Annotated in this window: 15 protein-coding genes and 4 pseudogenes; 7 read left to right on the forward strand and 12 right to left on the reverse strand. The window is 62.3% G+C overall.

All coding sequences use genetic code 11. The annotated features are described in order from the left end of the window. Positions 1-10 precede the first annotated feature (10 nt). The 5 genes and pseudogenes from GJU48_RS10925 to GJU48_RS10945 form a co-directional block, all read left to right on the forward strand. A complete protein-coding gene (locus GJU48_RS10925; RefSeq protein WP_094951958.1) occupies positions 11-2,536 on the forward strand; it encodes an acyl-CoA dehydrogenase in 2,526 nt (841 codons plus the stop codon). Between the two features lie 129 nt (positions 2,537-2,665). Further along, a complete protein-coding gene (locus GJU48_RS10930) occupies positions 2,666-4,009 on the forward strand; it encodes a 3-oxoacyl-ACP reductase (RefSeq protein ID WP_094953517.1) in 1,344 nt (447 codons plus the stop codon). A gap of 3 nt (positions 4,010-4,012) precedes the next feature. Then, positions 4,013-4,903, forward strand: coding sequence for a MaoC/PaaZ C-terminal domain-containing protein (locus GJU48_RS10935; protein ID WP_094953518.1), 891 nt, complete (start codon positions 4,013-4,015; stop codon positions 4,901-4,903). Next, entirely contained in the window at positions 4,900-6,198 is a 1,299-nt protein-coding gene (locus GJU48_RS10940) for an acetyl-CoA C-acetyltransferase (RefSeq protein WP_094953519.1), read from the forward strand. The genes GJU48_RS10935 and GJU48_RS10940 overlap by 4 nt, the downstream gene beginning before the upstream one ends. Before the next feature lie 31 nt (positions 6,199-6,229). Then, positions 6,230-7,915: pseudogene (locus tag GJU48_RS10945) on the forward strand (AMP-binding protein); the annotation flags it as partial. 1,425 nt (positions 7,916-9,340) lie between these two features. Here the strand turns inward: GJU48_RS10945 and GJU48_RS10950 are convergent. From GJU48_RS10950 to GJU48_RS10985, 9 genes and pseudogenes are all read right to left on the reverse strand, one after another. Continuing rightward, positions 9,341-10,309 carry an NAD(P)-dependent oxidoreductase gene (locus GJU48_RS10950; RefSeq protein ID WP_155295988.1) on the reverse strand — a complete coding sequence of 323 codons (969 nt, stop codon included), beginning with the start codon at positions 10,307-10,309 and terminating at the stop codon, positions 9,341-9,343. Further along, positions 10,309-11,604: an MFS transporter gene (locus GJU48_RS10955; protein ID WP_094953522.1), complete on the reverse strand. Its 1,296-nt coding sequence runs from the start codon at positions 11,602-11,604 to the stop codon at positions 10,309-10,311. The genes GJU48_RS10950 and GJU48_RS10955 overlap by 1 nt, the downstream gene beginning before the upstream one ends. Positions 11,605-11,649: 45 nt before the next feature. Then, entirely contained in the window at positions 11,650-12,591 is a 942-nt protein-coding gene (locus tag GJU48_RS10960; protein ID WP_094953523.1) for a sugar kinase, read from the reverse strand. After that, positions 12,584-13,366 (reverse strand): sugar phosphate isomerase/epimerase family protein, encoded by a 783-nt coding sequence (locus GJU48_RS10965; protein ID WP_094953524.1) that lies wholly within the window; start codon positions 13,364-13,366, stop codon positions 12,584-12,586. The genes GJU48_RS10960 and GJU48_RS10965 overlap by 8 nt, the downstream gene beginning before the upstream one ends. Before the next feature lie 87 nt (positions 13,367-13,453). After that, positions 13,454-14,512, reverse strand: coding sequence for a LacI family DNA-binding transcriptional regulator (locus GJU48_RS10970; protein WP_094953525.1), 1,059 nt, complete (start codon positions 14,510-14,512; stop codon positions 13,454-13,456). A gap of 358 nt (positions 14,513-14,870) precedes the next feature. Further along, the gene (locus GJU48_RS10975; protein WP_094953824.1) at positions 14,871-15,512 is read right to left on the reverse strand and encodes a DUF1345 domain-containing protein; all 642 of its coding nucleotides are present in this window, start codon (positions 15,510-15,512) and stop codon (positions 14,871-14,873) included. 43 nt (positions 15,513-15,555) lie between these two features. After that, positions 15,556-17,467, reverse strand: a pseudogene (locus tag GJU48_RS25690) (efflux RND transporter permease subunit); the annotation flags it as partial. Positions 17,468-17,589: 122 nt separating this feature from the next. Beyond that, positions 17,590-18,543, reverse strand: a pseudogene (locus GJU48_RS25695) (efflux RND transporter permease subunit); the annotation flags it as partial. A 6-nt stretch (positions 18,544-18,549) separates the two neighbouring features. Then, positions 18,550-19,694: pseudogene (locus tag GJU48_RS10985) on the reverse strand (efflux RND transporter periplasmic adaptor subunit). Between the two features lie 158 nt (positions 19,695-19,852). Between GJU48_RS10985 and GJU48_RS10990 the strand changes: the two are divergent. Together GJU48_RS10990 and GJU48_RS10995 are read left to right on the forward strand one after the other, a co-directional pair. Then, positions 19,853-20,554, forward strand: coding sequence for a response regulator transcription factor (locus tag GJU48_RS10990; protein WP_094953622.1), 702 nt, complete (start codon positions 19,853-19,855; stop codon positions 20,552-20,554). Positions 20,555-20,557: 3 nt separating this feature from the next. Further along, complete coding sequence (locus GJU48_RS10995; protein WP_094953623.1) at positions 20,558-21,859, forward strand: ATP-binding protein; 1,302 nt, start codon at positions 20,558-20,560, stop codon at positions 21,857-21,859. Here the strand turns inward: GJU48_RS10995 and GJU48_RS11000 are convergent, their stop codons facing one another. The 3 genes from GJU48_RS11000 to GJU48_RS11010 form a co-directional block, all read right to left on the reverse strand. Further along, positions 21,860-22,540, reverse strand: coding sequence for an anti-sigma factor (locus GJU48_RS11000; protein ID WP_094953624.1), 681 nt, complete (start codon positions 22,538-22,540; stop codon positions 21,860-21,862). It lies immediately after the preceding gene. After that, on the reverse strand, positions 22,537-23,067 hold the full coding sequence (locus tag GJU48_RS11005; RefSeq protein WP_094953629.1) for a sigma-70 family RNA polymerase sigma factor: 531 nt from the start codon (positions 23,065-23,067) through the stop codon (positions 22,537-22,539). Before GJU48_RS11005 ends, GJU48_RS11000 begins: the two co-directional genes overlap by 4 nt. 84 nt (positions 23,068-23,151) lie before the next feature. Then, entirely contained in the window at positions 23,152-23,673 is a 522-nt protein-coding gene (locus GJU48_RS11010) for a DUF3455 domain-containing protein (protein WP_094953625.1), read from the reverse strand. Positions 23,674-23,775: the final 102 nt, after the last annotated feature.

Genomic DNA, 23,775 nt, shown 5'->3' on the forward strand with positions numbered 1-23,775 from the left:
AGGTATCCCCATGGTTATCTGGTTATTGGTGGGCTTCGCAGCAGCGATTGCCCTGGCGTATCGACAAGCCGTCGCCGCCCTGTGGTTGGGCGCTGGCCTTATCTGGCTGGCGGCGGGTTACCTGTTCAACGTGGTGGCCGGGTTTGGCGCCACCGTCGCGGCGATACTGGTGGTGTTGCCCGCGTTGCTGCTGGCGATCAAGCCCCTGCGCCGCGCGTTGTTGACCAGCAAGGCCCTGGGCCTGTTTCGTACAATCATGCCGGCCATGTCCGACACCGAACGCGCCGCGATCGAATCCGGCACCGTGTGGTGGGATGCCGAGCTGTTCAGCGGCAAACCCAACTGGGACCGCCTGCTCAAGGCCGCACCGGCCAGCCTCAGCGCTGAAGAACAAGCCTTTCTCGACAACGAGGTCGAGACCCTCTGTGACATTGCCAACGACTGGGAAACCACCCAGGTCTGGCAGGACATGTCCCCCGAAGGCTGGCAATACACCAAGGACGCCGGGTTCCTTGGCATGATCATTCCCAAGCAGTACGGCGGCAAAGGCTTCTCCCACTATGCGCATTCGCAAGTGGTGATGAAACTGTCGACGCGCTGCTCGGCGGCGGCGATTTCGGTGATGGTGCCCAACTCCCTGGGCCCGGCTGAACTGCTGCTGCATTACGGCACTGATGCCCAGCGCAATTACTACCTGCCGCGCCTGGCGCGGGGTGAAGACATTCCCTGCTTTGCGCTGACCAGCCCCTATGCCGGTTCCGATGCCGGGGCGATTCCTGACCTGGGCATCGTCTGCAAAGGCGTGCACGAAGGCGAGGAAGTGCTGGGTTTCAAAGTGACTTGGGACAAGCGCTATATCACCCTTGGGCCCATCGCCACGGTGCTGGGCCTGGCGTTTCGTGCCGAAGACCCGGACGGTTTGCTCGGCAAGGCGGGCTCGCTGGGGATTACCTGCGCGTTGATTCCAACGTCCCACCCAGGTGTGAACAGCGGCCGTCGTCACTGGCCGCTGAACGCCGTGTTCCAGAACGGCCCGACCACCGGCAAGGATGTGTTTATTCCGCTGGAATGGGTCATCGGCGGCCGCGAACAGGTCGGCAATGGCTGGCGCATGTTGATGGAATGCCTGGCAGCCGGGCGGGCGATTTCCTTACCCTCGGCCAACGTCGGCCTGGGCAAAGTCGCGGTGCGCGGCACCACCGCCTACGCGGCGATGCGTAAACAGTTCGGCCTGCCCATCGGCAAGTTCGAAGGCGTGCAGGCGCCATTGGCGCGCATGGCCGGGCATTTGTATGCCTGCGATGCGGTGCGCAAGGTCTCGGTGGCGTCCCTGGATGCCGGCGAAAAACCCTCGGTGATCTCGGCCATCGCCAAATACCACGTCACCGAGCGCGCGCGGATCATCGTCAACGACGGCATGGACATCGTCGCCGGCAAGGGTATCTGCATGGGGCCGAATAACTTCCTGGCCCGCGCTTACCAGCAAAGCCCGATTGCGATCACCGTGGAGGGCGCGAACATCATGACCCGTTGCCTGATCATCTTTGGTCAGGGCCTGATCCGCTGCCATCCCTATGTGTTCCGCGAGATGGAAGCCGCGCGCAACCCGGACCGGCGCAAGGCGCTGGAGGCATTCGACAGCGCGATGTTCGGCCATGTGAGCTTTGTGCTGGCTAATACCGTACGCGCGGCGGTGCATTCGCTGACCGGCGGGCGGCTGCTTTCCGCACCGGCCAAGACCGACCCGGCGCTGGCGTCCTACTACCGCCAGGCCAATCGGCTGTCGGTGGTGCTGGCGTTGATCTCGGACGTGTCCATGGGCGTACTCGGCGGTGCGCTCAAGCGTAAGGAAAGTATCACCGGGCGCCTGGGGGATATTCTGTCGCAACTGTACATCCTGTCCTGCGTGCTCAAGCGCTTTGAGGATGACGGACGGCCCCAGGCAGACCTGCCGCTGGTGCACTGGTCGGCCCAAGACGCGCTGTTGCGTGCCCATGAAGCCCTGGCCGAAGTGCTCGATAACTACCCCTCCAAAGCCGCTGCAGTCGTGGTGCGCGGTTTGAGTTTCCCGTTCGGTATTCCACTGCGTAAACCCTCGGATCGCTTGCTGGCGCAAGTGGCGGATGTGGTGCAAACCCCAGGCGAAACCCGCGACCGGTTGCTGGCTAACTCCTACATCCCACGCCCGGAAATCGACAAGCTGGCTTACGGCGAATTGGGCTTGCGCTTGTTGCCGCAGGTAGAACTGATCGAAGCGCGGCTCAAGTCGGCGGTCAAGCAAGGCCTGATCGAACCGATGCCGATTTGCGCCACGGCCTTCACCGGCTGGCGCGTCAAAGCGCGGGCGCTGGACTTGATCAGTGACGAGGAAGATAGCTTGCTGGGGCGCTATGTGGAATACGCCGACCATGGCATTCAAGTCGACGACTTCCCGCAGGATTTCGGCTTGCTCGAAGCGTTGCAGCAGCGTCAGCAAGCGCTGGAGCCCAAGGCCAAACGCCGCACCCCCCAAGGCGAAAACGCCTCGGTGAACTAGGAGAAGCGCGGTCCACCTGTGGAGGCCGGCTTGCCTGCGATGGCATCACGGTGTCTGTATCGCAGGCAAGCCAGCTCCCACAGTTGATCGGGTTTACAAGGCAGGATTGTTTTGTGAGTGGGACCTTTTATGAGTGACAGCTACCTATCCTTCGTCAATTCCCCCTGGGGCCGGCGCTTGGCCCAGGCTATCGGCCTGCCGCAACCCTTGCCGTTGCAGCGTCATCGCAGCGGCCAGTCAGGTCTGGCCAACCCGGTGATCGTCGCCGGGGCAGGGCGGCTTGCCTCGCAGGTGCAACAGATTTTCGAGGCCACCGACACCGTCGCCGCCACCCCGGCGACCCTCAAGGCGCCGTCCACGGTCAAGGTGCAAGGCGCAGTGTTTGACGCCACGGGTGTGCTCGATTTACAGCAGCTCGATGAGCTGTACGTGTTTTTCCACGCCAACGCCAAACGCCTCGGCCACCACGGCCGCGTGGTGGTGCTCGGCACTGCGCCGGAACATTGCCAGGATTTGCCCCAGGCCATCGCCCAGCGTGCCCTTGAAGGCCTGGTGCGTTCGCTGGCCAAGGAGCTGCGCCGGGCGATCACCGCGCAATTGATCTACGTCGCGCCGGGTGCCGAACACGCCCTGGACAGCAGCTTGCGCTTCTTCCTGTCGCGCCGTTCGGCCTATGTGTCGGGGCAAGTGGTGCGCCTGGAAAAACCGGTGGACGGCGCTGTCGCCGTGAACTGGGACAAACCCTTCGCCGGTCGACGTGCGCTGGTGACGGGCGCTTCCCGTGGGATTGGTCTGGCCGTCGCCCAAGTGCTGGCCCGCGACGGCGCCCATGTGGTTTGCGTCGACGTGCCCCAAGCCCAGGAGGCGCTGCGCCAGGCCGCTGACAGTGTGAACGGCTCAGCCTTGGCGCTGGACATCACTGCCGCGGATGCCGCCGCGTTGTTGCAGGCGCATGTCAGCCAATACGGCGCCTTCGACGTGGTGGTGCACAACGCCGGGATCACCCGAGACAAAACCATCGCCAAGATGACCGAGGCGGCCTGGCGCAGTGTGCTGGCGGTCAACCTGCAAGCGCCGTTGCAGCTGAGCAATGCCTTGTTGCACAGCCAAGGGTTGAACCCGGGCGGGCGGATTGTGTGCGTGTCGTCGATCTCCGGCATTGCCGGCAACCTGGGGCAAAGCAACTACGCCACCTCCAAGGCCGGTGTGATTGGCCTGGTGCAGGGCCTGGCGCCGTTGGCGGCGCAGCAGCAAGTCACGGTGAATGCCGTGGCGCCCGGGTTTATCGAGACGCAGATGACCGCGAAAATTCCGCTGATGATTCGCGAGGCGGGGCGGCGCATGAACTCGATGTCCCAAGGCGGGCAACCGATTGATGTGGCCGAGACCATCGCCTGGCTGGCCCATCCGGCGTCCGGCGGGGTTAACGGCCAAGTCGTACGCGTGTGCGGCCAAAGCCTGCTGGGAGCCTGAGCCATGGACTACGTGACGCAGATCATCGACCCACCACCCTCACGCACCCAGCTGTTACTGGATGGTGTGCGCGCGCTGCGCAAACCCAAGCTCGACGGCGCGCCGTTGCTGCCCCAGGCACTGTTGGTGCGCGCGGCGGTGGAGCTGTCGGCCAGTGACATCGCCGCGTATGGCCGCGCCTGTGGTTTCCGGCGTGAGCAGGGCGTGCCGCTGTCCTATCCGCACGTGCTGGCGTTCCCGTTGCACCTGATGCTGCTGACGCGGCCAAGCTTTCCGTACCCGGCCAGCGGCATGGTGCATCTGGCCAATCGCATTCGTCAGCACCAGCGCTTGCACGAAGGCCAGGCGCTGCGCCTGGAGGTATTTTGCGAGCGTTGGGTCGCGCATCCCAAAGGCCAGGCGCTGAGTATCGCCACGCGGGCCTACAGCGCCGACGCGCTGGTGTGGGAGAGCGACAGCCTGTACCTGCGTCGCGCCGTGAAAAACCCGGTCGGTGAACCGTGGGATGACGTGCTGGGGTTGCAGGAAGACGGCCTGTTACGCACCCAACGCTGGGTGCTACCCGCCGACCTCGGCCGACGGTTTGCCAAGGTTTCGGGGGATTTCAACCCGATTCACACCTCGGTGATCGGCGCCAAAATATTCGGCTTTCGCCGTGCTATCGCCCACGGCATGTGGACCTTGGGCCGCGCATTGGCGGCCCAGCAACCGCCGGGTGGTCTGGATCAGGCGCAAGCGCATTGCGACTTCAAACTGCCGATCTTCCTGCCCGGCCAGGTCGCCCTGTGGAGTCGCCCGGCAACCGGCCCGCGCCGTGAGTTCGAAGTGCGCAACTTTGCCGGTGATAAACCGCATATGCGTGGGCTGTTTATTTGGAATGAGAGCCACCCATGAGTGATTACAGCTTCAACCCGGCCCCGACCCGCCGTGTGGCGATTATCGGCGGCAACCGTATTCCGTTTGCCCGTTCCAACAGTGTGTATGCCCATGACAGCAACCAGGACCTGCTGGTCGCCGCCTTGCAAGGCCTGGTCGAGCGCTACAACCTGCACGGCCAGCGCCTGGGCGAGTTTGCTGCGGGCGCGGTGATCAAGCATTCGCGGGATTTCAACTTGGCGCGTGAGTCGTTGTTGTCGACCACGCTGTCGCCAGAAACGCCTGCGTACGACGTGCAACAAGCCTGCGGCACGGGCCTGGAAGCGGCGTTGCTGGTGGCGAATAAAATCGCCCTGGGCCAGATCGAAGTGGGCATTGCCGGGGGGGCCGACACCACCTCCGATGCGCCCATCGGCATCAATGAATCCCTGCGCCACACCTTACTCTCGGCTAATCGCGCCAAAGGCCTTGGCGACACGTTGAAAGCGCTGCTGAAGGTGCGACCGGCGATGTTTTTCAAGCCGTTGCTGCCGCGCAATGGCGAGCCGCGCACCGGCTTGTCGATGGGTGAGCACTGCGAAGAAATGGCCAAGCGCTGGCAGATCAAACGCCTGGCCCAGGACGAGTTGACCCTGACCAGCCATCAGCGCCTGGATGCGGCCTACCAACGTGGCTTCTTTGACGATTTGATCAGCCCTTACCGTGGCCTGGTGCGCGACAACAACCTGCGCGCCGACGCCAGCCTGGAGAAGCTCGCCGGGCTGTCCCCGGCCTACGACCGCCAGAACGGCACCCTCACGGCGGGCAACTCCACGCCGCTGACCGATGGCGCCTCGGTGGTGCTGCTGGCCAGCGAAGAATGGGCGGCTGAACATGGCTGGCCAGTACTGGCCTACCTGCGCACTGGCGAGACGGCGGCGGTGAGTTTTGTCGACGGCGCCGAGGGCCTGTTGATGGCACCGGCCTATGCGGTGCCACGCATGCTCAAACGCGAAGGCCTGAGCTTTGCCGACTTCGATTTTTTTGAGATTCACGAAGCCTTCGCCGCTCAGGTGCTGTGCACCCTCAAGGCCTGGGAGGACGCCGATTATTGCCGCGAGCGTCTAGGCTTGGACGCACCGTTGGGCGCCATCGACCGCAGCAAGATGAACGTCAACGGCGGCTCGCTCGGCTGCGGTCATCCGTTCGCCGCCACCGGTGGCCGGCAACTGGCGGCGCTGGCCAAAACCATCCATGAGAACGGTGGCGGGCGCGGCTTGATTTCGATCTGCGCGGCGGGCGGGCTGGGCATTACTGCCATCGTCGAAAAGTAGCGTTACCCAAAACAATAACAAGGAGACTGCCATGAACGCTGTAAGCCTGGAACACGCCGAACGGATCTGGTTGAACGCTTACTTGCCCGGCGTGCCGGCAGACATTGAGGCGGGTATCGAGGCGTATCCGTCGTTGCGTGAGGTGTTCCTGGAACACCTGGAGAAGTTCCGCGAACGCGTCGCTTACGTCAGCATCGGTACCGAAATGACCTATGCCGACTGGCAGGTGCAAGGCATCGCGTTTGCCGCGTGGCTGCAGGGCCAGGGCGTGAAGAAAGGCGACCGTGTGGCGTTGATGATGCCCAACTGCTTGCAGTACCCGATCTGCCTGCTGGGCACGATCCTGGCCGGTGCGGTGGTGGTCAACGTCAACCCGCTGTACACCGCCCATGAGCTCAAGCATTTGCTCAAGGACAGCGGCGCCGAAACGGTGGTGATCTTCGAAAACTTCGCCCACACCCTCGAAAAGGTTGTGGCCGGCAGCAGCGTCAAGCGCGTGGTGGTGGCGGCCATCGGCGACTTACTCGGCACCTTGAAGGGCGCGGCGATGAACTTCATCCTGCGCAGCGTGCAAAAGCAGGTGCCCACATTCAACCTGCCCGGCGCCGTGCGCTTCAACAAGGTGCTGAAACAGGGGCGGGCGCTTAATCACCTCCCGGTGGCGATGAACCTCGATGAGCTGGCCTTCTTGCAATACACCGGCGGCACCACGGGGGACGCCAAGGGCGTGATGCTCAGCCACCGCAATATCATCGCCAACCTGTTGCAGGCCAAGGCCTGGGTCGGTGACCAGTTGGACCAGGACACGCAAGAAACCAACGTCACCTTGTTGCCGCTGTACCACATCTTTTCCCTGACGGTGAACTGCCTGATGTTCATGTGCCTGGGCGGGCGCAACATCCTAATCGCCAACCCGCGCGACGTGAAGCGCGTGCAGATGATCCTGCGCAAAGAGCGTTTCAACGGGATTGCCGGGGTCAACACCTTGTTTAATGGCTTGCTGGAAAACAAGGAATTCTGCGCGCGGGACTTCTCCGACCTGCGCATGGTGATTGCCGGCGGCATGGCCACGCACACGGCGGTGGCCAAGCGTTGGAAGGAGGTGACAGGGCTGCCGATCATCGAGGGCTACGGGCTGACCGAATGCTCGCCGGTGGTGAGCATCAGCCCCATCGACATCTCACGCATGCGCGAGATGGAGTTTACCGGCAGCATTGGCGTGCCATTGCCGTCGACCTGGGTGCGCTTTATGCGCGAGGACGGCGAGTTGGCCGGCATCGGTGAGCAGGGCGAACTGCAAGTGCGTGGGCCGCAGGTGATGCAGGGTTACTGGAAGCGCCCGAAGGAAACCGCCGAGGTGCTGGATGCCGAGGGCTGGTTGTCGACCGGGGATATCGGCGTAATGGATGAGCGCGGCTATATCCGCCTGGTCGACCGCAAGAAAGACATGATCCTGGTCTCGGGCTTCAACGTGTACCCCAATGAAATCGAAGACGTGGTGGCCTTGCACCCAGGCGTGAGTGAAGTGGCGGCCATCGGCGTGGAAGACGCTGTGACCGGGGAAAAAGTGAAAATCATCGTCGTGCGCAAAGACCCGAACCTGACCCAGGAACAGATCCTCGCTCACTGCCGGGAATACCTGACAGGGTACAAAGTGCCGCGGTATGTGGAATTTCGCACCACCGAACTGCCCAAGACCACCGTCGGCAAAGTACTGCCCGCCCAAGCGCGAAGATTAAATGTGGGAGCGGGCTTGCCCGCGATGACCATGGGTATCTACGCAACTTTTTGTGTTGCGCTAAGTTTTTGACCGGGTTTTTAGGTAGATATGAGTACATATCCGTTGCTGCGGTAACGGCTGTATTGGTTCCGCCCTTACGGCGGGTCACTTTTGGAAAAGAGCCCCAAAAGTAACCAAAAGGGCTCTTGCCCCACCACTCGGTGCCTCGCCTAGGCTCGGCATGCCCTCACTCCGGCTTGAATCCGTGGGCCGCCGCCATGGGCCATCCTTGGCCCATCGCGGCTAACCCGGCGTCCTGCCGGGTTACCCACGGATTCAAGCCTGCGTTCGGCCATCGTGGTTAACGGGGCGCCTCAGATCAAGATCAAGATCAAGATCAAAAGCAAGAGCACGGCGGCCTAGTAGCCGACCTGAGTGGTTGAAGCAAAAGCAGGGCAAAAGCACAGCAGAAGCAGATCTGCTTTTCTGTGGGAGCTGGCTTGCCTGCGATGCAGGCACCTCGGTGTATCAGGCATAACCAGTTGATGCCATCGCAGGCAAGCCAGCTCCCACATTGGATTGAGTTCAGTTTCAAATATCAGGTCGGCTGTCAGGCGCGGGGGCCATCGTGGTTAACGGGGCGCCTCAGATCAAGATCAAGATCAAAAGCACGGCGGCCTAGTAGCCGACCTGAGTGGTTGAAGCAAAAGCACAGCAGAAACACAGAGCCGTGGGAGCTGGCTCCTGCGACACTGAAGTGCGCCCCAGAAGTTGGACACTCGTCCAACTCCTGAGGCTTTTCATGAGCAAATACACGACGCAGTTCAAGCTTTCCGCCATTACCACTTTCCTTGAGCAGGGCCGAGGCTTTCGCCGCATAGCCGCTCAATTCCAAGACGTGTGCTCTTCCGAAAGCAAAAGCAGGGCAAAAGCACAGCAGAAGCACAGCAGAAGCAGATCTGCTTTTCTGTGGGAGCTGGCTTGCCTGCGATGCAGACACCTCGGTGTATCAGGCATAACCAGTTGATGCCATCGCAGGCAAGCCAGCTCCCACAGGATGACCATTTTTGTTTCGGTCGATGGAGTACATAGCCGCGTTCGGCCATCGTGGTTAACGGGGCGCCTCAGATCAAGATCAAGATCAAGATCAAAAGCAAGAGCACGGCGGCCTAGTAGCCGACCTGAGTGGTAGAAGCAAAAGCAGGGCAGAAGCAGAGCAGAAGCAGAGCACCACCCTATCTAGCTGATGTAATGAGATCCCAATGTGGGAGCGGGCTTGCTCGCGAAGCGGTGGGTCAGTTACACATGAGCTGACTGACCCACCGCCTTCGCGAGCAAGCCCGCTCCCACAATTTTGACCGAGTTTGCTGCCAGCACCGCAGTGCTCTGCTTTTCTGTGGGAGCTGGCTTGCCTGCGATGCATCAGGCGGTTGGATTCACCAGGTTTTTCGGCCGTTCACCCGCCAGCGCCGCCAGCAGGTTGTCCACCGCACACTTGGCCATCGCCTCACGCGTTTCATGGGTCGCCGAGCCGATGTGTGGTGTGGCCACCACGTTGTTCAAGCGCAGTAATGGCGAGTCGTGGTTCAACGGTTCACGCTCAAACACATCCAGGCCCGCCGCCCGAATCGTACGTTGCAGCAACGCTTGGACCAGTGCGGCCTCGTCCACCACTTTGCCACGCGAGATATTGATAAAGATCGTCTCTGGGCCCATCAGCGCAAACTCTTCAGCGCCGATCAGCTTTTCGGTTTCGGCGGTCAGCGGCAAGGTCAGGCAGACAAAGTCGGCTTCCTTGAGCAAGGCCACCAAACTGCGGTACTGCGCGCCGAAGCGTTCTTCCACCAACGGTTTGGGCGAGTGGCTGTGGTAGATCACCGGCATGCCAAAACCAAAATGCCCGCGTTGAGCCAGGGCTTCGCCGATGCGGCCCATGCCGATAATGCCCAGGGTCTTGCCGTGTACGTCGCTGCCGAAATGCGCGGGGCCGATGTTCTTGTTCCATTGGCCGGCGCGGACCATGTCGGCCAGTTCGACCACACGGCGCGCGGTCGCCAGGATCAGCGCGAAACCGGTATCGGCAGTGGTTTCGGTGAGCACATCCGGGGTGTTGCTGAGCAGGATGCCACGTTGGGTGAGGTAGTCGATGTCGTAGTTGTCGACACCCACCGAGACGCTGGCGACTGCTTCAAGCTTGGGCGCCAGGTCGAGCAACTGGGCGTCCAGGCGCAGGCTGGCACCCAGCAGGCCCTGGGCACGGGGTAAGGCGTCGCGCAGTTTGGCCAGGCCCGGTTCGTCCAGCGCGTCGATCAGCGTGACGTCGGCGTGCTCGTGCAGCCGGGCCATCAAGGGCGCGGAGAGTTTTTTATATAAAACGACAGATTTTTTCATCAGGTTTTCACCTTCAATCCAAGAGTGGGCATCGGCACGCGTACACGGTCGCTGGCGCCGGGCTTGAGGAAAATCGTCAGCACCACGGCCAGCATCAGCGCACCGCTCATCAGCAGGTACGAGGCGCCAGGCGAACCGGTGCTGCTATTGAGGTAACCCACCAGGTAGGAGCCGCCGAAAGAGCCGAGCGCGCCCATGCTGTTGATCAGTGCCATGGCGCCACCGGCAACGTTGGCCGGCAGAATTTCCGGGACGATGGCGAAGAACGGCCCGTAAGGCGCATACATGCAGGCCCCGGCAATCACCAGCAGGGTGTAGGACCACCAGAAATGCTCAGCGCCGAGTGCGTAGGACGCATAAAACGCGATGGACGCAATCAACAACGGCGGCCACACAAAACGTTTACGTTTTTGCAGCTTGTCCGAGCCCCACGACACCACGAGCATGCCGATCACCGCTGCCAGGTACGGCAGCGCCGACAGCCAGCCGGCTTCGACCATGTCCATCTGCAAACCGGCCTTGAGGATCGACGGCAGCCACAGCACAAAGCCGTACACGCCGATGCTCCAGCAGAAAAACTGCAGCGCCAGGACGATCACCTTGGGCGAGCGAAACGCCTCGGCGTAGTTCTTCACCGCCTTGATCCCGACTTGTTCGGCGGCCAGGGCGCTTTCCAGGTCTTTTTTGTGTTGCTCACTCAGCCACTTGGCGTCGGCGGGTTTTTCATCCGCCAGCTTCCACCAGATAAACGCCCAGATCACCGCCGGCAAACCTTCGATGATAAACATCCAACGCCAGCTGAAATGCTGCACCAGATAGCCCGAGACCACCGACATCCACAGCATGGTCACCGGGTTGCCGAGGATCAGGAAGGTGTTGGCGCGCGAGCGTTCCGCACGCGTAAACCAATGGCACAGGTAAACCAGCATCGCCGGCATCACGGCGGCTTCGACCACCCCGAGCATGAAGCGTATGGCGATCAACATGTAGGCGTTGGACACCACGCCGGTCAGGGTGGCGAGGCCGCCCCAGAGGATCAGGCTGACGAAAATCAGTTTTTTAACGCTGCGCTTTTGCGCGTAGATCGCCCCCGGCACCTGGAAGAAAAAGTAGCCGAGGAAGAACAGCGCGCCCAGCAGCGAGGACATGCCGGGGGTGATCATCAGGTCTTCGGCCATCCCGGAGGCGGCGGCGAAGCCGTAGTTGGCGCGGTCCAGGTACGCCAGGCTGTAGGTGATAAACACGATGGGCATGATGTACCACCAGCGGCGGGTGGCGAGTTTCAAGGTATCCATGGGGTTGCTCCTGAGCTTGTTGTAGTTGTGGCAACAGGGTGTGGGTCATGCAACGGATCGGGCAGGTAACTCCAAACGGGTCGGCAAGCCTTCCATATCGCCCCGGCTCTGCACGGCGCGGCTGCCGATCCAGTTGCCGCGCTTTACCGCGTCGGGGAAGCTGAGGTTCTCCAGCAGGGCGCTGATCATGCCGACGGCAAAGCCATCGCCGGCGCCGACGGTGTCGACGACTTTTTCCACCGGCACGGCGGCGACAAAGCCTTGGTCCATTTGGGTGCGGTAATAGGCGCCATCCGGCCCAAGCTTGATCGCCACGGCTTCGGCGCCTTGGTCGAGATAGAACGCGGCGATGTCGGCCGGGTCGTCGAAACCGGTGAGCAAGCGGCCTTCGCTCAAGCCTGGCAGTACCCAATCAGCCAGCGCGGCAAGGGCGTTGATTGCGCCGATCATTTGCGCTTGGCTGGCCCATAGCGACGGGCGCAGGTTCGGGTCGAACGACACACTGCGCCCGGCCTTGCGCATTTGCGTCATCAATTCCACCGACAGCTCGCGGGTCGCCTCAGACAAGGCCGGCGGTATGCCGGTGGCATGCAGGTGCCGCGCCTGTAACAGCGCGGGGCTGATGGCGGCGATGGACAAGTGGCTGGCGGCCGAACCTTTGCGGAAGTATTCGACCTGAGGGTCTGCGCCGGCTTCTTCGCAGGACTTGAACTGAAAGCCGGTGGGGTGCTGCGGGTCCACCGCCACATGCTGGCAATCCAAGCCTTCTTTTTTCAGCGTGTCGACCACAAAACGCCCGAGCGAATCATCCCCGACGCGGCTTAGCCAGGCCACGTTGAAGCCCAGGCGCGACAGGCCGATGGCGACGTTGCTGTCGGCGCCGGCAATACGTTTGTGGAACTGGGCCACCTGGGCCAAATCGCCGGTCTGCTCGGCGACAAACATCGCCATGGTTTCACCAAACGACAGGATATCGATCTCAGACATGGGCATTTTCCGCACGGGGTTGGCCAAGGACGGCGAGGGCGGCGACCTGCTGCGCGGTGACCTCCACCAGGTCATCGCCTTGCAACGGGAATTCCACGGCCCGGGTAATACCTTGAGTCATATGTTTGAGCAGTTGTTCCCACAGATGCAGGTCGGTGGCGCCGGGCGGCAGGGCCACCAGCTTGCCGTCCTGGCGGCGGGCCACGGCCTTGCAATGCAGGTAATCCACATGCCGGCCGAGCAGGCGTGCGGCGGTGAGGGCGGATTGGTCCTGCCACTGCCAGTTGCCGATGTCGAACGTCATTTTCACGGGCAGGCCAAGGCGCTCGACCTCAGTGAAGAACCGCTGCATCGGCTCGATACGCCCACCCTGCAGGGTCTGGTCGTTTTCCACCAGCAACTGAACGGGGTGGCGGTTGAGCAGGGCGTGCAGGCTTTGCAGGTCGTTGGTGTCGGTGAAGTAACCGAGGGAGACTTTCAGCCAGCGCGCGCCAAATGCCTGGGCGCGGTCGAGGGTGGCATTCAGCTCGGCGTTGGGCTGGGCGCGGCCGGCGACCCACAGTTCCAGCGGCGAGGAGAACACGCATTCCAGGCCATGCGCGGCGGCGGCCTGGGCCAGAGCGGCAGGGTGTTCGCGGGTCAGCAGTTCTTCGCGCCATTCGATGCGCTGGGCGCCGGCGGCGCTCAGCAACTCGACGAAACTCAGTTGGCCCTGCTGGCGTACCAGGTCAGCGCCGTAGCTGGAAAGGCTGATGGAGACGGGGTATTTATGCATTGTTATGTACCTCTGAAACCGGTTTCATTTTTCTACGCAAAACAAGTGTGGGAGCTGGCTTGCCTGCGATGACGGTGTGTCAGGCGATTACTGCTTCGTCTGACGAACCGTCATCGCAGGCAAGCCAGCTCCCACAAGGGATTGTGTGGAGCCACGGATGATTAATTCCGGCAAAAAATCCAGGGTGCGCGTCGGCGCGTCATCGCCGCGCAGGCGTTGGAGCAGGCAGTCGAAGGCACTGGCGCCAATCGCTTCAGTGGGCTGGGCGAGGGCGGTGATGCCGTTGCCCACCAATGGGTACCAGTCCAGGTCATCCAGGGCGATCAGGCCCACATCGTCAAACAGGTTACAGCCCAGGGCCTTGAGCGCACGGGTACAGGCCAGCGCGGCAATGCCGTTGGCGCAGAACAACGCCTTCGGGCCGGGCTTGGCAACAAAGGCCTGCAAACGGCTTTCCAGTTCGCCATCCAGTTCCAGCACTGCGCCAGTCAGTTCGGGGCGGCTGGCGATCTCGGCCGTGAAACTGGTCTGGCGCTCCAGGCGCGAGCTGGTGCCGTCGGCGGCTTCGCTCACCAGCAACACATCGCGATAACCCTGCTGTTGCAGATGCTCCACAGCGATGCGCACGGCGGCGGGGTTATCCAGCCCGACCAGGTCGCTGTGCAGCGGCTCGACCTTGCGGTCCACCAGCACCAGCGGCATTTCCTGCTGCAGTTCGAGCAATTGGTCGAGGTGATGGCCGAGGGTGTTCACAATCAACCCTTCGATGTTGTACGAGCGCAGCGCCGCCAAGTGTTGGCGTTCCTGTTCGTCATCGCGGTCGGTGTTGCACACCACCAAGCTATAGCCATGCCGGCGGCAGGCGGTCTCGACGCCGTGCATCACGGCAATGGAATAGGGGTTGCGGATATCGGCGACCAGCATGCCGATCAGGCGTGTGCGCCCTCGTTTCAAACCGCGGGCCATTTGGTTGGGGCGGTAGCCGAGGTCGCTGATGGCTTGCTCGATGCGCAGGGCAATGGCGTCGGAGAGCAGGGCGCGGTCATCACCGATAAAGCGCGAAACGCTGGCCTTGGACACGCCGGCGCGCTCGGCGACGTCAAGCATGGTCACGCGGCTGCGCTGGGCGGCGGAAAATGGAGTCACGGTGGCGGGCCTTTCTTATTGGATTTAGTCGTTTGATTGCCAGCATTCGGCAGTCTGAAACCGGTTTCATAGAATGCCAGGCAGCCCGTTTCGTCAAGAACTATTTAAAAAAGGTCACGGCACCAGGCGTGAGAAAACCGACGAACGGATAGGGCTACCTGTTAGTTATGACAGTATCCGGCCAAAGGCTTTAGGCGTCCCAGCCTGCATGCCGAAGGCACTCACATGAAAGGCAAGGCCTATGACCAGCCTTGGGGCGCTACTGTAGGCGTGCAGTGGGCTTTCTAAGCAGTTCACGCAGTTAAAAATGGGAAGCCTCGGCTTCCCATTTTTTTGCCTGCCAGATCTGTACGCCGGCCTAGCTGAACAACCCTGCGGCAATGTTGATCGAGAAACCCAGAATTGCGGTATTGAACAGGAACCCGATCAACGACTGGCCCAGCACGACTTTGCGCAAACTGCGCGTGGCCACCCCCACATCCGCCGTTTGCACCGCCACGCCGATGGTGAACGAGAAGTACAGAAAGTCCCAATAGTTGGGGTTGCGCAAGCCTTCGGCAAAGCGCAGCGCTGGCTCGTCACCTTCCCAGGTATAAAAAAGCCGCGCGTAGTGCACGCTGAAAATCACCCCCGTCAGCAACCATGAACCGATCACGGTCATGCCGGTAAAACCGTAATGCAGCAGGCGCGCCGTACTGTCCAGGTCCTTGCTGCCTACCAGGTTGACCGTGATGGTCGCCAGGCTCGCAATCGCTGCGATGCACACCATAAACAGCACCAGGCCTGCGTTTTCATCCTCGACTTCGGCGATGCGTTTTACGTCGTCGGCGCGGGCGCGGGTCGCCAGCCACACCATCAGCAGCAGGTAGGTCCACACCCCGGCGTTCCAGCCGATGAGGACCTTGCTGATCAGCGTATCGGCAGGCGCCAGAATGCCCACGGCAAGGCCGAGCACGGCGGCGGATGAGAGGCGAGGGTGGGTGCGGGCAAGGAAGGCCATAGGTGCTCACAACAGAGGATGTTGTGAGCACCATAGCGCCCGCTTAGGGTTTCTTGCGCACCAGCTTCATGACCACCACAAAGAACACCGGCACAAACACCACCGCCAGTGTGGCGGTGATCATCCCGCCGATCACCCCGGTACCATCGCCTGCTGGCTGGCCGAGCTGGCACCGGTGGCAATGCCAAGGCACCACGCCAGGATAACGCCAGAGTCATAATCGGCCGCACGCGCGCGCGGCTTAGGTGGCGTCGACAGGTCTGCCCTGTCTAAGCTTGGCAAACTCGATGATCAAATCGCGTTTTCGCCGACACCATGATGGTGATCAACCACCTTGAAGAAACGTCTTGGCATCCGCAGTCACGCCACACGGCCCGAGACGCCCAGGGCACACCAGCAACGACGTCGGGATCGACCAGCTTCTACAGCGCCGCCAGCACAGAACACATCAGCAGCGACAGGCCCAACAGCAACGGTGCCTGGGAGCCGGACAAGCGTTCCTGCAGCGACAACCCGGTCCATTCCTGCCCCAGGCCCGCTGGCAGTTGGCTGACCAGACGCTGGATCTCCTCCATGGCCTCACCCGTACTGTGCCCCGGCGCCGCCTCGCCGCTGATGGCGATGGCGGGGTAGCCGTTGTAGCGCGTCAACTGCGCCGGGCCCTGGGTCCATTTGGCTTCGACAAACGCCGACAGCGGCACCATTTTCCCGGCATTGTTGCGCACGTTGATCTTCATCAAATCCGCCACCTGGCTGCGCTGGTCGCCTTCAGCTTGTACCACCACCCGCTGCATGCGGCCCTGGTTGGGGAAGTCGTTGACATACGCAGAACCAATGGCCGAGGACAGCACATTGCCTACATCGGCAAACGACACGCCCAGCGCGTTGGCCTGCTTGCGGTCGACTTCCAGCTGCACTTGCGGCGCCTCGGCCAGGGCGCTTTCGCGCACGTTGGCCAGGATCGGGCTTTTTTCGGCGGCGGCTAGCAACTCGGTACGCGCAGTCATCAACGCGGCATGGCCGACCCCAGCACGGTCCTGCAGGCGGAATTCGAAGCCGCTGGACGTGCCCAGGCCGTCTACCGGCGGCGGCAGGATCGCGTAGGCAATCGCATCCTTGAGTTCGCTGAAGGCTTCGTTGGCGCGGTCGGCAATCGATGCGGCGGAGTCATCGCTGCTGCGTTCCGACCAATCCTTCAACGTGGTAAACGCCAACGCCGCGTTCTGCCCGGAACCAGAGAAACTGAAGCCCATGATCATGGTGGTGTCACCCACCCCGGGCTCCTCGGCGTTATGCGCCTCGATCTGCTCGGCCACCTGCACCGTGCGGTTCTTGCTTGCACCCGGCGGCAGTTGGATATCGGTGATGGTGTAACCCTGGTCTTCCACCGGCAGGAACGAGGAGGGCAGGCGGCTGAACATCCAACCCAGGCCCACCAGCAGCACCAGATAGATCAACAGGTAACGCCCGCTGCGCTTGAGGGCATAGGCCACCCAGCCTTCGTAGCGGTCAGTGAGGCGTTCAAAGCGTGTGTTGAACCAGCCGAAGAAACCGCCCTTGGCATGGTGCTCGCCCTTGGCAATCGGTTTGAGCAAGGTGGCGCACAGGGCCGGGGTCAAGGTCAGGGCGAGGAACGCCGAGAACAGGATCGAGGTGGCCATCGACAGCGAGAACTGCTGGTAGATCACTCCCACCGAACCCGGCATGAACGCCATCGGCAGAAACACCGCCACCAGCACCAGGGTAATACCGACGATGGCACCGGTAATCTGGCCCATGGCCTTCTTCGTCGCGTCCTTGGGCGACAGGCCCTCGGTGACCATGATGCGCTCGACGTTTTCCACCACCACATGCGTCGTCCACCAGATCCGATGGACACCATGCCGAACATGGTCAGCACTTGATGAGAACCCCAGCACGCATGGCAAGGTGCCCATCAGGCACGGCACACCAAGTGGATCAAGTGTAGCGAGTTTTGAGGAACAGACATCACGCAAACACCAGCCCATGCTCGAGCAAGGTGTAACCACTTGGTGATCGAGACTTTGACGAAGGCGAGGTGTCGTAGATTGTATCAGTGCCGGAAGTAGCGCGACAGCTCGTCCATCTTCGCCCGCACCAGGGTGGCGGTGTTCAACGCGTTGGCCCCCGGCGCAAGTTGCACACTGACGGCGGTGGACGGCTTACCGTTCAGGCGCGTGGAGAACTGGTACTCCTGGCTGCCGATTTCCACCCGTGCCACATCGCCGACGCGCACGGTGGAGCCGTCCGGGTTGGCCTTGAGCACGATGTCGGCGAATTCCGCCGGGGTCGACAGTTGGCCCTTGACCAGGATCGCAGCGGTGATTTCCTGGGTTTTGGTGCCTGGCAAATCACCAATGCTGCCTGCCGAAACCTGGGCGTTCTGCGCGCTGATCGCGGCGTTGACGTCAGCCGGCGTGAGGTTGAAGCCAATCAGTTTCTGCGGGTCTATCCAGATACGCATGGCGCGCTCGGCGCCATACAACTGCGCCTTGCCCACACCGTCCAGGCGCTTGAGCTCGTTCATCACGTTGCGCGCCAGGTAATCGCTGAGCGCTACGGCATCGAGCTTGCCGTCGGTGGAGGTGAGGGTGACCAGCAGCAGGAAGCCGGCGGACACCTTCTCCACCTGTAAGCCTTGCTGGGTCACCGCCTGCGGCAGGCGCGGCTCTACCGCTTTGAGGCGGTTCTGCACATCGACCTGGGCCATTTCCGGGTTGGTGCCCGGCTGGAACGTCGCGGTAATGGTGGCCGAACCCAGGCTGCTCTGGGATTCGAAATACAGCAGGTGGTCGGCGCCGTTGAGTTCTTGCTCGATCAGGCTGACCACGCTTTCGTCCAGCGTCTGGGCCGAGGCGCCCGGGTACACCGCGTAGATTTCCACCTTCGGCGGGGCGACGTCGGGGTACTGGGCCACCGGCAGCTGCGGGATGGCGAGCGCGCCGGCCAGCAGGATAAACAGGGCGACCACCCAGGCAAAGATTGGGCGATCAATAAAGAACTGCGGCATGGCGGGTTATTCCTTGACTGGCTGGCCGGAGGCTGGACTGTTATCCACCTCGACTTTTTCACCGGGGCGCGCGTGTTGCATGCCTTCGACGACGATGCGGTCACCGGGCTTGAGGCCGCTGCTGACGATCCAGCGATCCTCAATCACCGCACCCAGCTCCACCGGTTGCAGGCTCACGGTGTGTTCGGCGTCTAACAGCAGCACCATCGGGATACCGGCGCTGTCGCGGGTGATGGCGCGTTGCGGCACGCTGATGCCTTGTTTATCCACGGCCTGTCCAGGCGTACGCGCACAAAGCTGCCGGGCACATCGAGGTCGGGTTGGGAATTCGCTGCGCAGGATGATTGCCGGTGCCGGGGTCACGCGATTTCGGCAAACAGCAACTTGCCCGGCAGCGGGTACAGGCTGCCGTCGTCCTCGATCAGCGTGGCCTTGGCCTGGTCCTGGCCGACCTGTTTCAAGCTGCCGGCCCGGAAGGCGCGGCGCAGGTCGTTGAGTTCGCGGGTGGACTGGGTGAGGTCAGCGTGAATCGGGTCCAGTTGCTGGATGATTGCCAGCGGCGTGGCCTCGTTCTGGCCGACCAGCGCGCCCTCGGTCACTAACGCCCGGCCGATACGCCCGGAAATCGGCGCGGTCACGGTGGCGTAGCCCAGGTTGAGCTTGGCGCGCTCGACGGCGGCTTTGTTCGCGGCCACCTCAGCATTGGTCTGGCGCACGGCGGCGCGGGCGTTGTCGTAGTCCTGGCCGCTGATGGCGTTGCCTTCGACCAACTGGCTGTAACGCTGCTCTTGCAGGCGTGCCTGGAAGGCGTTGGCCTGGGCCTTGCTCAGGTTGGCCTGGGCGCTGTCGAGGTCGGCTTTGAATGGCGCCGGGTCGATACGAAACAGCACGTCGCCCTGTTTCACGTCGTGGCCTTCCTTGAACACGCGCTGCATCACTACGCCTGCGACCCGTGCGCGCACTTCGGCAATGCGCGGCGCGGCGATACGCCCGCTCAGTTCGCTGGTGATGGAGAGGGGCTTGGCCTCAAGGGTTTCGATGCGGACCTTGGCCAGGGGCGTTTCCGGCGCTTCGTCCGCCGATGGGCCACACGCGCTGAGGGCGAGTGTCAGTGCCAGCAGGCAAAACGGCGCAAACAGATTCTTCGACATGCTCATATCCCAATATTGACTGGCGCATCCTAAAGACACCTGCGTCGTGGTGCTGTGAAGCTGTGTAGCTCGTCTGTGAAGAAATGTAAGGTGCGACCCACAGTCGCCTGAGGGCGTATATCCTTGCACAATCCTGCACAGCATTATCTGGAAACACCATGCCCAATATCCTCCTGGTGGAAGACGACGCCGCACTCTCCGAGCTGATTGCCAGCTACCTGGAACGCAATGGCTACCACGTCAGCGTGCTCAGCCGTGGCGACCACGTACGTGAACGAGCGCGTCTGAACCCACCGGACCTGGTGATTCTCGACCTGATGCTGCCCGGCCTCGACGGTCTGCAAGTGTGCCGCCTGTTGCGCACCGACTCGGCGGGCTTGCCGATCCTGATGCTCACCGCACGCGATGACAGCCACGATCAGGTGCTGGGCCTGGAAATGGGCGCCGACGACTATGTGACCAAACCCTGCGAGCCGCGCGTGCTGCTGGCCCGTGTGCGCACCTTGCTGCGCCGCAGCAGCCTGTCCGAACCCCAGGTGGCTAATGACCAGATCGTCATGGGCAACCTGTGCATTGACCTGTCGGAACGCACCGTGACCTGGCGTGAGCAGGCGGTGGAGTTGTCCAGCGGTGAATACAACCTGCTGGTGGTGTTGGCTCGGCATGCCGGTGAAGTGCTTAGCCGCGACCAAATCCTGCAACGCCTGCGCGGTATCGAGTTCAACGGCACCGACCGTTCGGTAGACGTGGCCATCTCCAAGCTGCGCCGCAAGTTCGATGACCACGCCGGTGAAGCGCGCAAAATCAAGACCGTGTGGGGCAAGGGCTACTTGTTCAGCCGTTCCGAGTGGGAATGCTGATCCATGTTTCGTGTCCTGTTGCGCCTCTACCTGATCACCATCGTCACCTACAGTGCGGCGATCTACCTGATCCCCAAATTGGTGATCCAGGTGTTCGAACACCGTTACCTGAACTACAACGTCGAGCAAACCCGCGGCCTGCAAAAGCTCATCGTCAAGCAATACCTGCGCGCGCCGGTGGAGCGTTGGTCCCAGGTCACTGACCAACTGAGCCGCGACTTTGCGCCGCTGAAAGTGCAACTGCTGCTGCGCCAGGATGCGAGCTACACCCCTGAAGAAGAACAGCTGCTGGAACACGGCAAGCCGGTGATCCGCCTGGGCGAGTGGGGCTGGATGGAAGAAATCAGCTCGCCGATCAACCAGCAATTCGCGGTCAAGCTGACCATCCCGCCAGACCCGCTGGACATGAACCTGTTGTACTGGTCGATGAACGTGCTGATCGGCGCTGCGCTGCTGGCCTGCCTGCTGTTCTGGCTGCGCCCGCACTGGCGTGACCTGGAACGCCTGAAAACCACCGCCGCGCAATTGGGCAAGGGCAACCTGGCCGAGCGCACGCGTATTCCTGCCAGCTCCAACATCGGCAGCCTGGCATCGGTATTCGACACCATGGCCGACGACATCGAGCGCCTGCTCAACCAGCAGCGTGACCTGCTCAACGCGGTTTCCCATGAACTGCGCACGCCGCTGACTCGCCTGGATTTCGGCCTGGCCCTGGCGTTGTCCGAAGACTTGCCGCCGGCCAGCCGCGAGCGCCTGCAAAGCCTGGTGGCGCACATCCGTGAGCTGGATGAGCTGGTGCTGGAATTGCTCTCCTACAGCCGCCTGCAAAACCCGGCGCAACTGCCGGAGCGCGTAGATGTGGTGCTCGACGAGTTTATCGACAGCGTGCTTGGCAGCGTCGATGACGAGTTGGAAAACCCCGAGATTGTCATCGACGTGGCGCTCGACTGCGCCGTGGAGCGCTTCAGCCTCGACCCGCGCCTCACCGCCCGCGCGTTGCAGAACCTGCTGCGCAACGCCACGCGCTACTGCGACAAGCGCATCCAAGTGGGCGTCAAGGTGTGTGCCAACGGCTGTGAAATCTGGGTGGATGACGATGGCATCGGCATTCCCGTGGACCAGCGTGAGCGCATTTTCGAACCCTTTTATCGCCTGGACCACAGCCGCGACCGCGCCACCGGCGGCTTCGGCCTCGGCCTGGCCATCAGCCGGCGCGCGATGGAAGCCCAGGGCGGCAGCTTGACGGCCCTGGCCTCGCCCCTGGGTGGGGCGCGGTTTCGGCTGTGGCTGCCCAGCGTCGGCTGATCAGAGCACTTTGACGGCACGGCCGATTGCCTGGATCGGCCCGGTCGGTTTGCCGGTCGGTGAGCCCTGTAGATCTTCCAGGGTCAGCTCGAACAGCTGGTTTGGCGCCAGTGGCGGCAGTTTGTCCAGCGGCACCGACAACGTCTGGCCGGGCTTGACCAACCCCAGCGATACAGGGCCTTGCCAGCCATCGCCCTTGGTCCAGAATTGCAGGGCCTTGTCGGCAGGCACTTGCATCACACCCAATGGAATCAGCTGGATCTGCTGAGTATTGCTGGCTTGGATCACCCAGCCTGGCGCCTGGCTTTGTGGCGCTACCAGCACCACCACAAAGGTCGGTTCAGCGGTTGGCGGGCGCGTCAGCAGCAGCGCTGCCAATACTAACGTGGTGACCAGCCCTGCACCGGCCAAGCCACGCCAGAGTGCGAGCAGGTTCCACCACGGGGTTTGGGTGTTGGCGGGGGCGGGTGCGACAGTGCGCTCGATGCGCTGCCATAGCTGGGCGGAGGGTGGCACCGGTTTGGCCAATGCCGTCAACGGCAACAGGCGCTGCTCCCAGGCATCCACCGCCGCGCGCAACTCGGCATCCTGGGGCAAGCGCTGTTCAACCTCGGCGCGTTGCTCAAAGGGCAGGGTGCCCAGCACGTATTCGCCGGCCAGTTCGTCCAATGGGTTGCTCATGCCATGCACTCCCGCAGCGCGGCGAGGCTACGTTTGATCCAGGCTTTGACTGTCCCCAGTGGGGTGTCCAGTTTCTGCGCGATTTCGCTGTGGGAATAGCCGTCGACATACGCGTGGAGTACGCAACGGCGACGGGCCGGGTCGAGTTGTTCCAGGCAGTGCTGAATCTGCCCTGAGCGCGCAGTGAATTCAAAGCTGTCGTCGGCGTCTGCAACGTATTCATGTTCTTCGCCCAACGCCACTTCGCGGTGATGGTTGCGCACCCCATTCAATGCCAAGTGCCGAGTTACGCTGAACACCCAGCCACGTGCCGAACCACGGTTGGGGTCGAAACTGCCGGCGCCGCGCCAGATCTTGATAAACGCATCATGCACGATGTCTTCGGCCAGGGCTCTGTCCCGGGCGATACGCATGGCCACGCCGAGCAGTCGGCTGCTGTCGTGCTCATACAGTCGGCGCAGGGCGCGTTGGTCGCCACGGGCACAAGCGCCCAAACAGGCTTCGTAATCAAAAGTGGTTTCGGGCAAGGACACCGTTTTCCGCAGCAAGAACAAAACCAATGCCCCGACCCAGAGGGCGGGGCGCTAGCTCAGCAGCGTAGCTGAAATTGCTCAGTTGGCCGCCCAGAAAATGTAGTCGGCCTGGTACTTCACCCTCTCTTGCTTGCCCTTGTTGGCGGCGGTGCATTCGGTACTCGGCGCTACACCTCCTTGAAGCGCGACCCGCTGGACGTAACTGACGCCACTCATCGCGCCTTTGCCTTCGGCGGGGTTGGCCTTGACCAACTGATAGGGCAGGTTGCCCGCACTCGACGGCGCCACGGCCAGTTGAGTGCCGGTGATTTTCGAGCCGTCATTGGCCTGCCAGGTGGCCGGCGGGCCGAAGTAAGTGCCGACGGGCTTGCCGCTGCGATCGTTGAGTACGGCTTTGGGGCCAACGAAGGTCCATTCGGTCTGGCCGGCGGCGTTGGCTTTGTCGCGGCATTCGTAGGTGATTTCGCCGACGCCGGTGGTCTCCAGCGCCACCTTGTGCCCATCCGGCACCTTGATGCTGTCGGGCAAGCCGGTCTGGGCGAAAGCCGTTGGCGCAGCGGCCAGCAGGGCGGTCAGGCAGAACAGTGCTTTAGCGTTCATCGGTGTTTCTCCATTGAGTAAAACAGCGGGACAACTGTAAGCACTACCCGGGACGCGCACGATTGGATGCAGTGATTAGAAAATAAACGCGCAAGGGCGCAC

Source organism: Pseudomonas sp. IB20 (assembly GCF_009707325.1).
In the GTDB taxonomy this organism is placed as follows: Bacteria; Pseudomonadota; Gammaproteobacteria; order Pseudomonadales; family Pseudomonadaceae; genus Aquipseudomonas.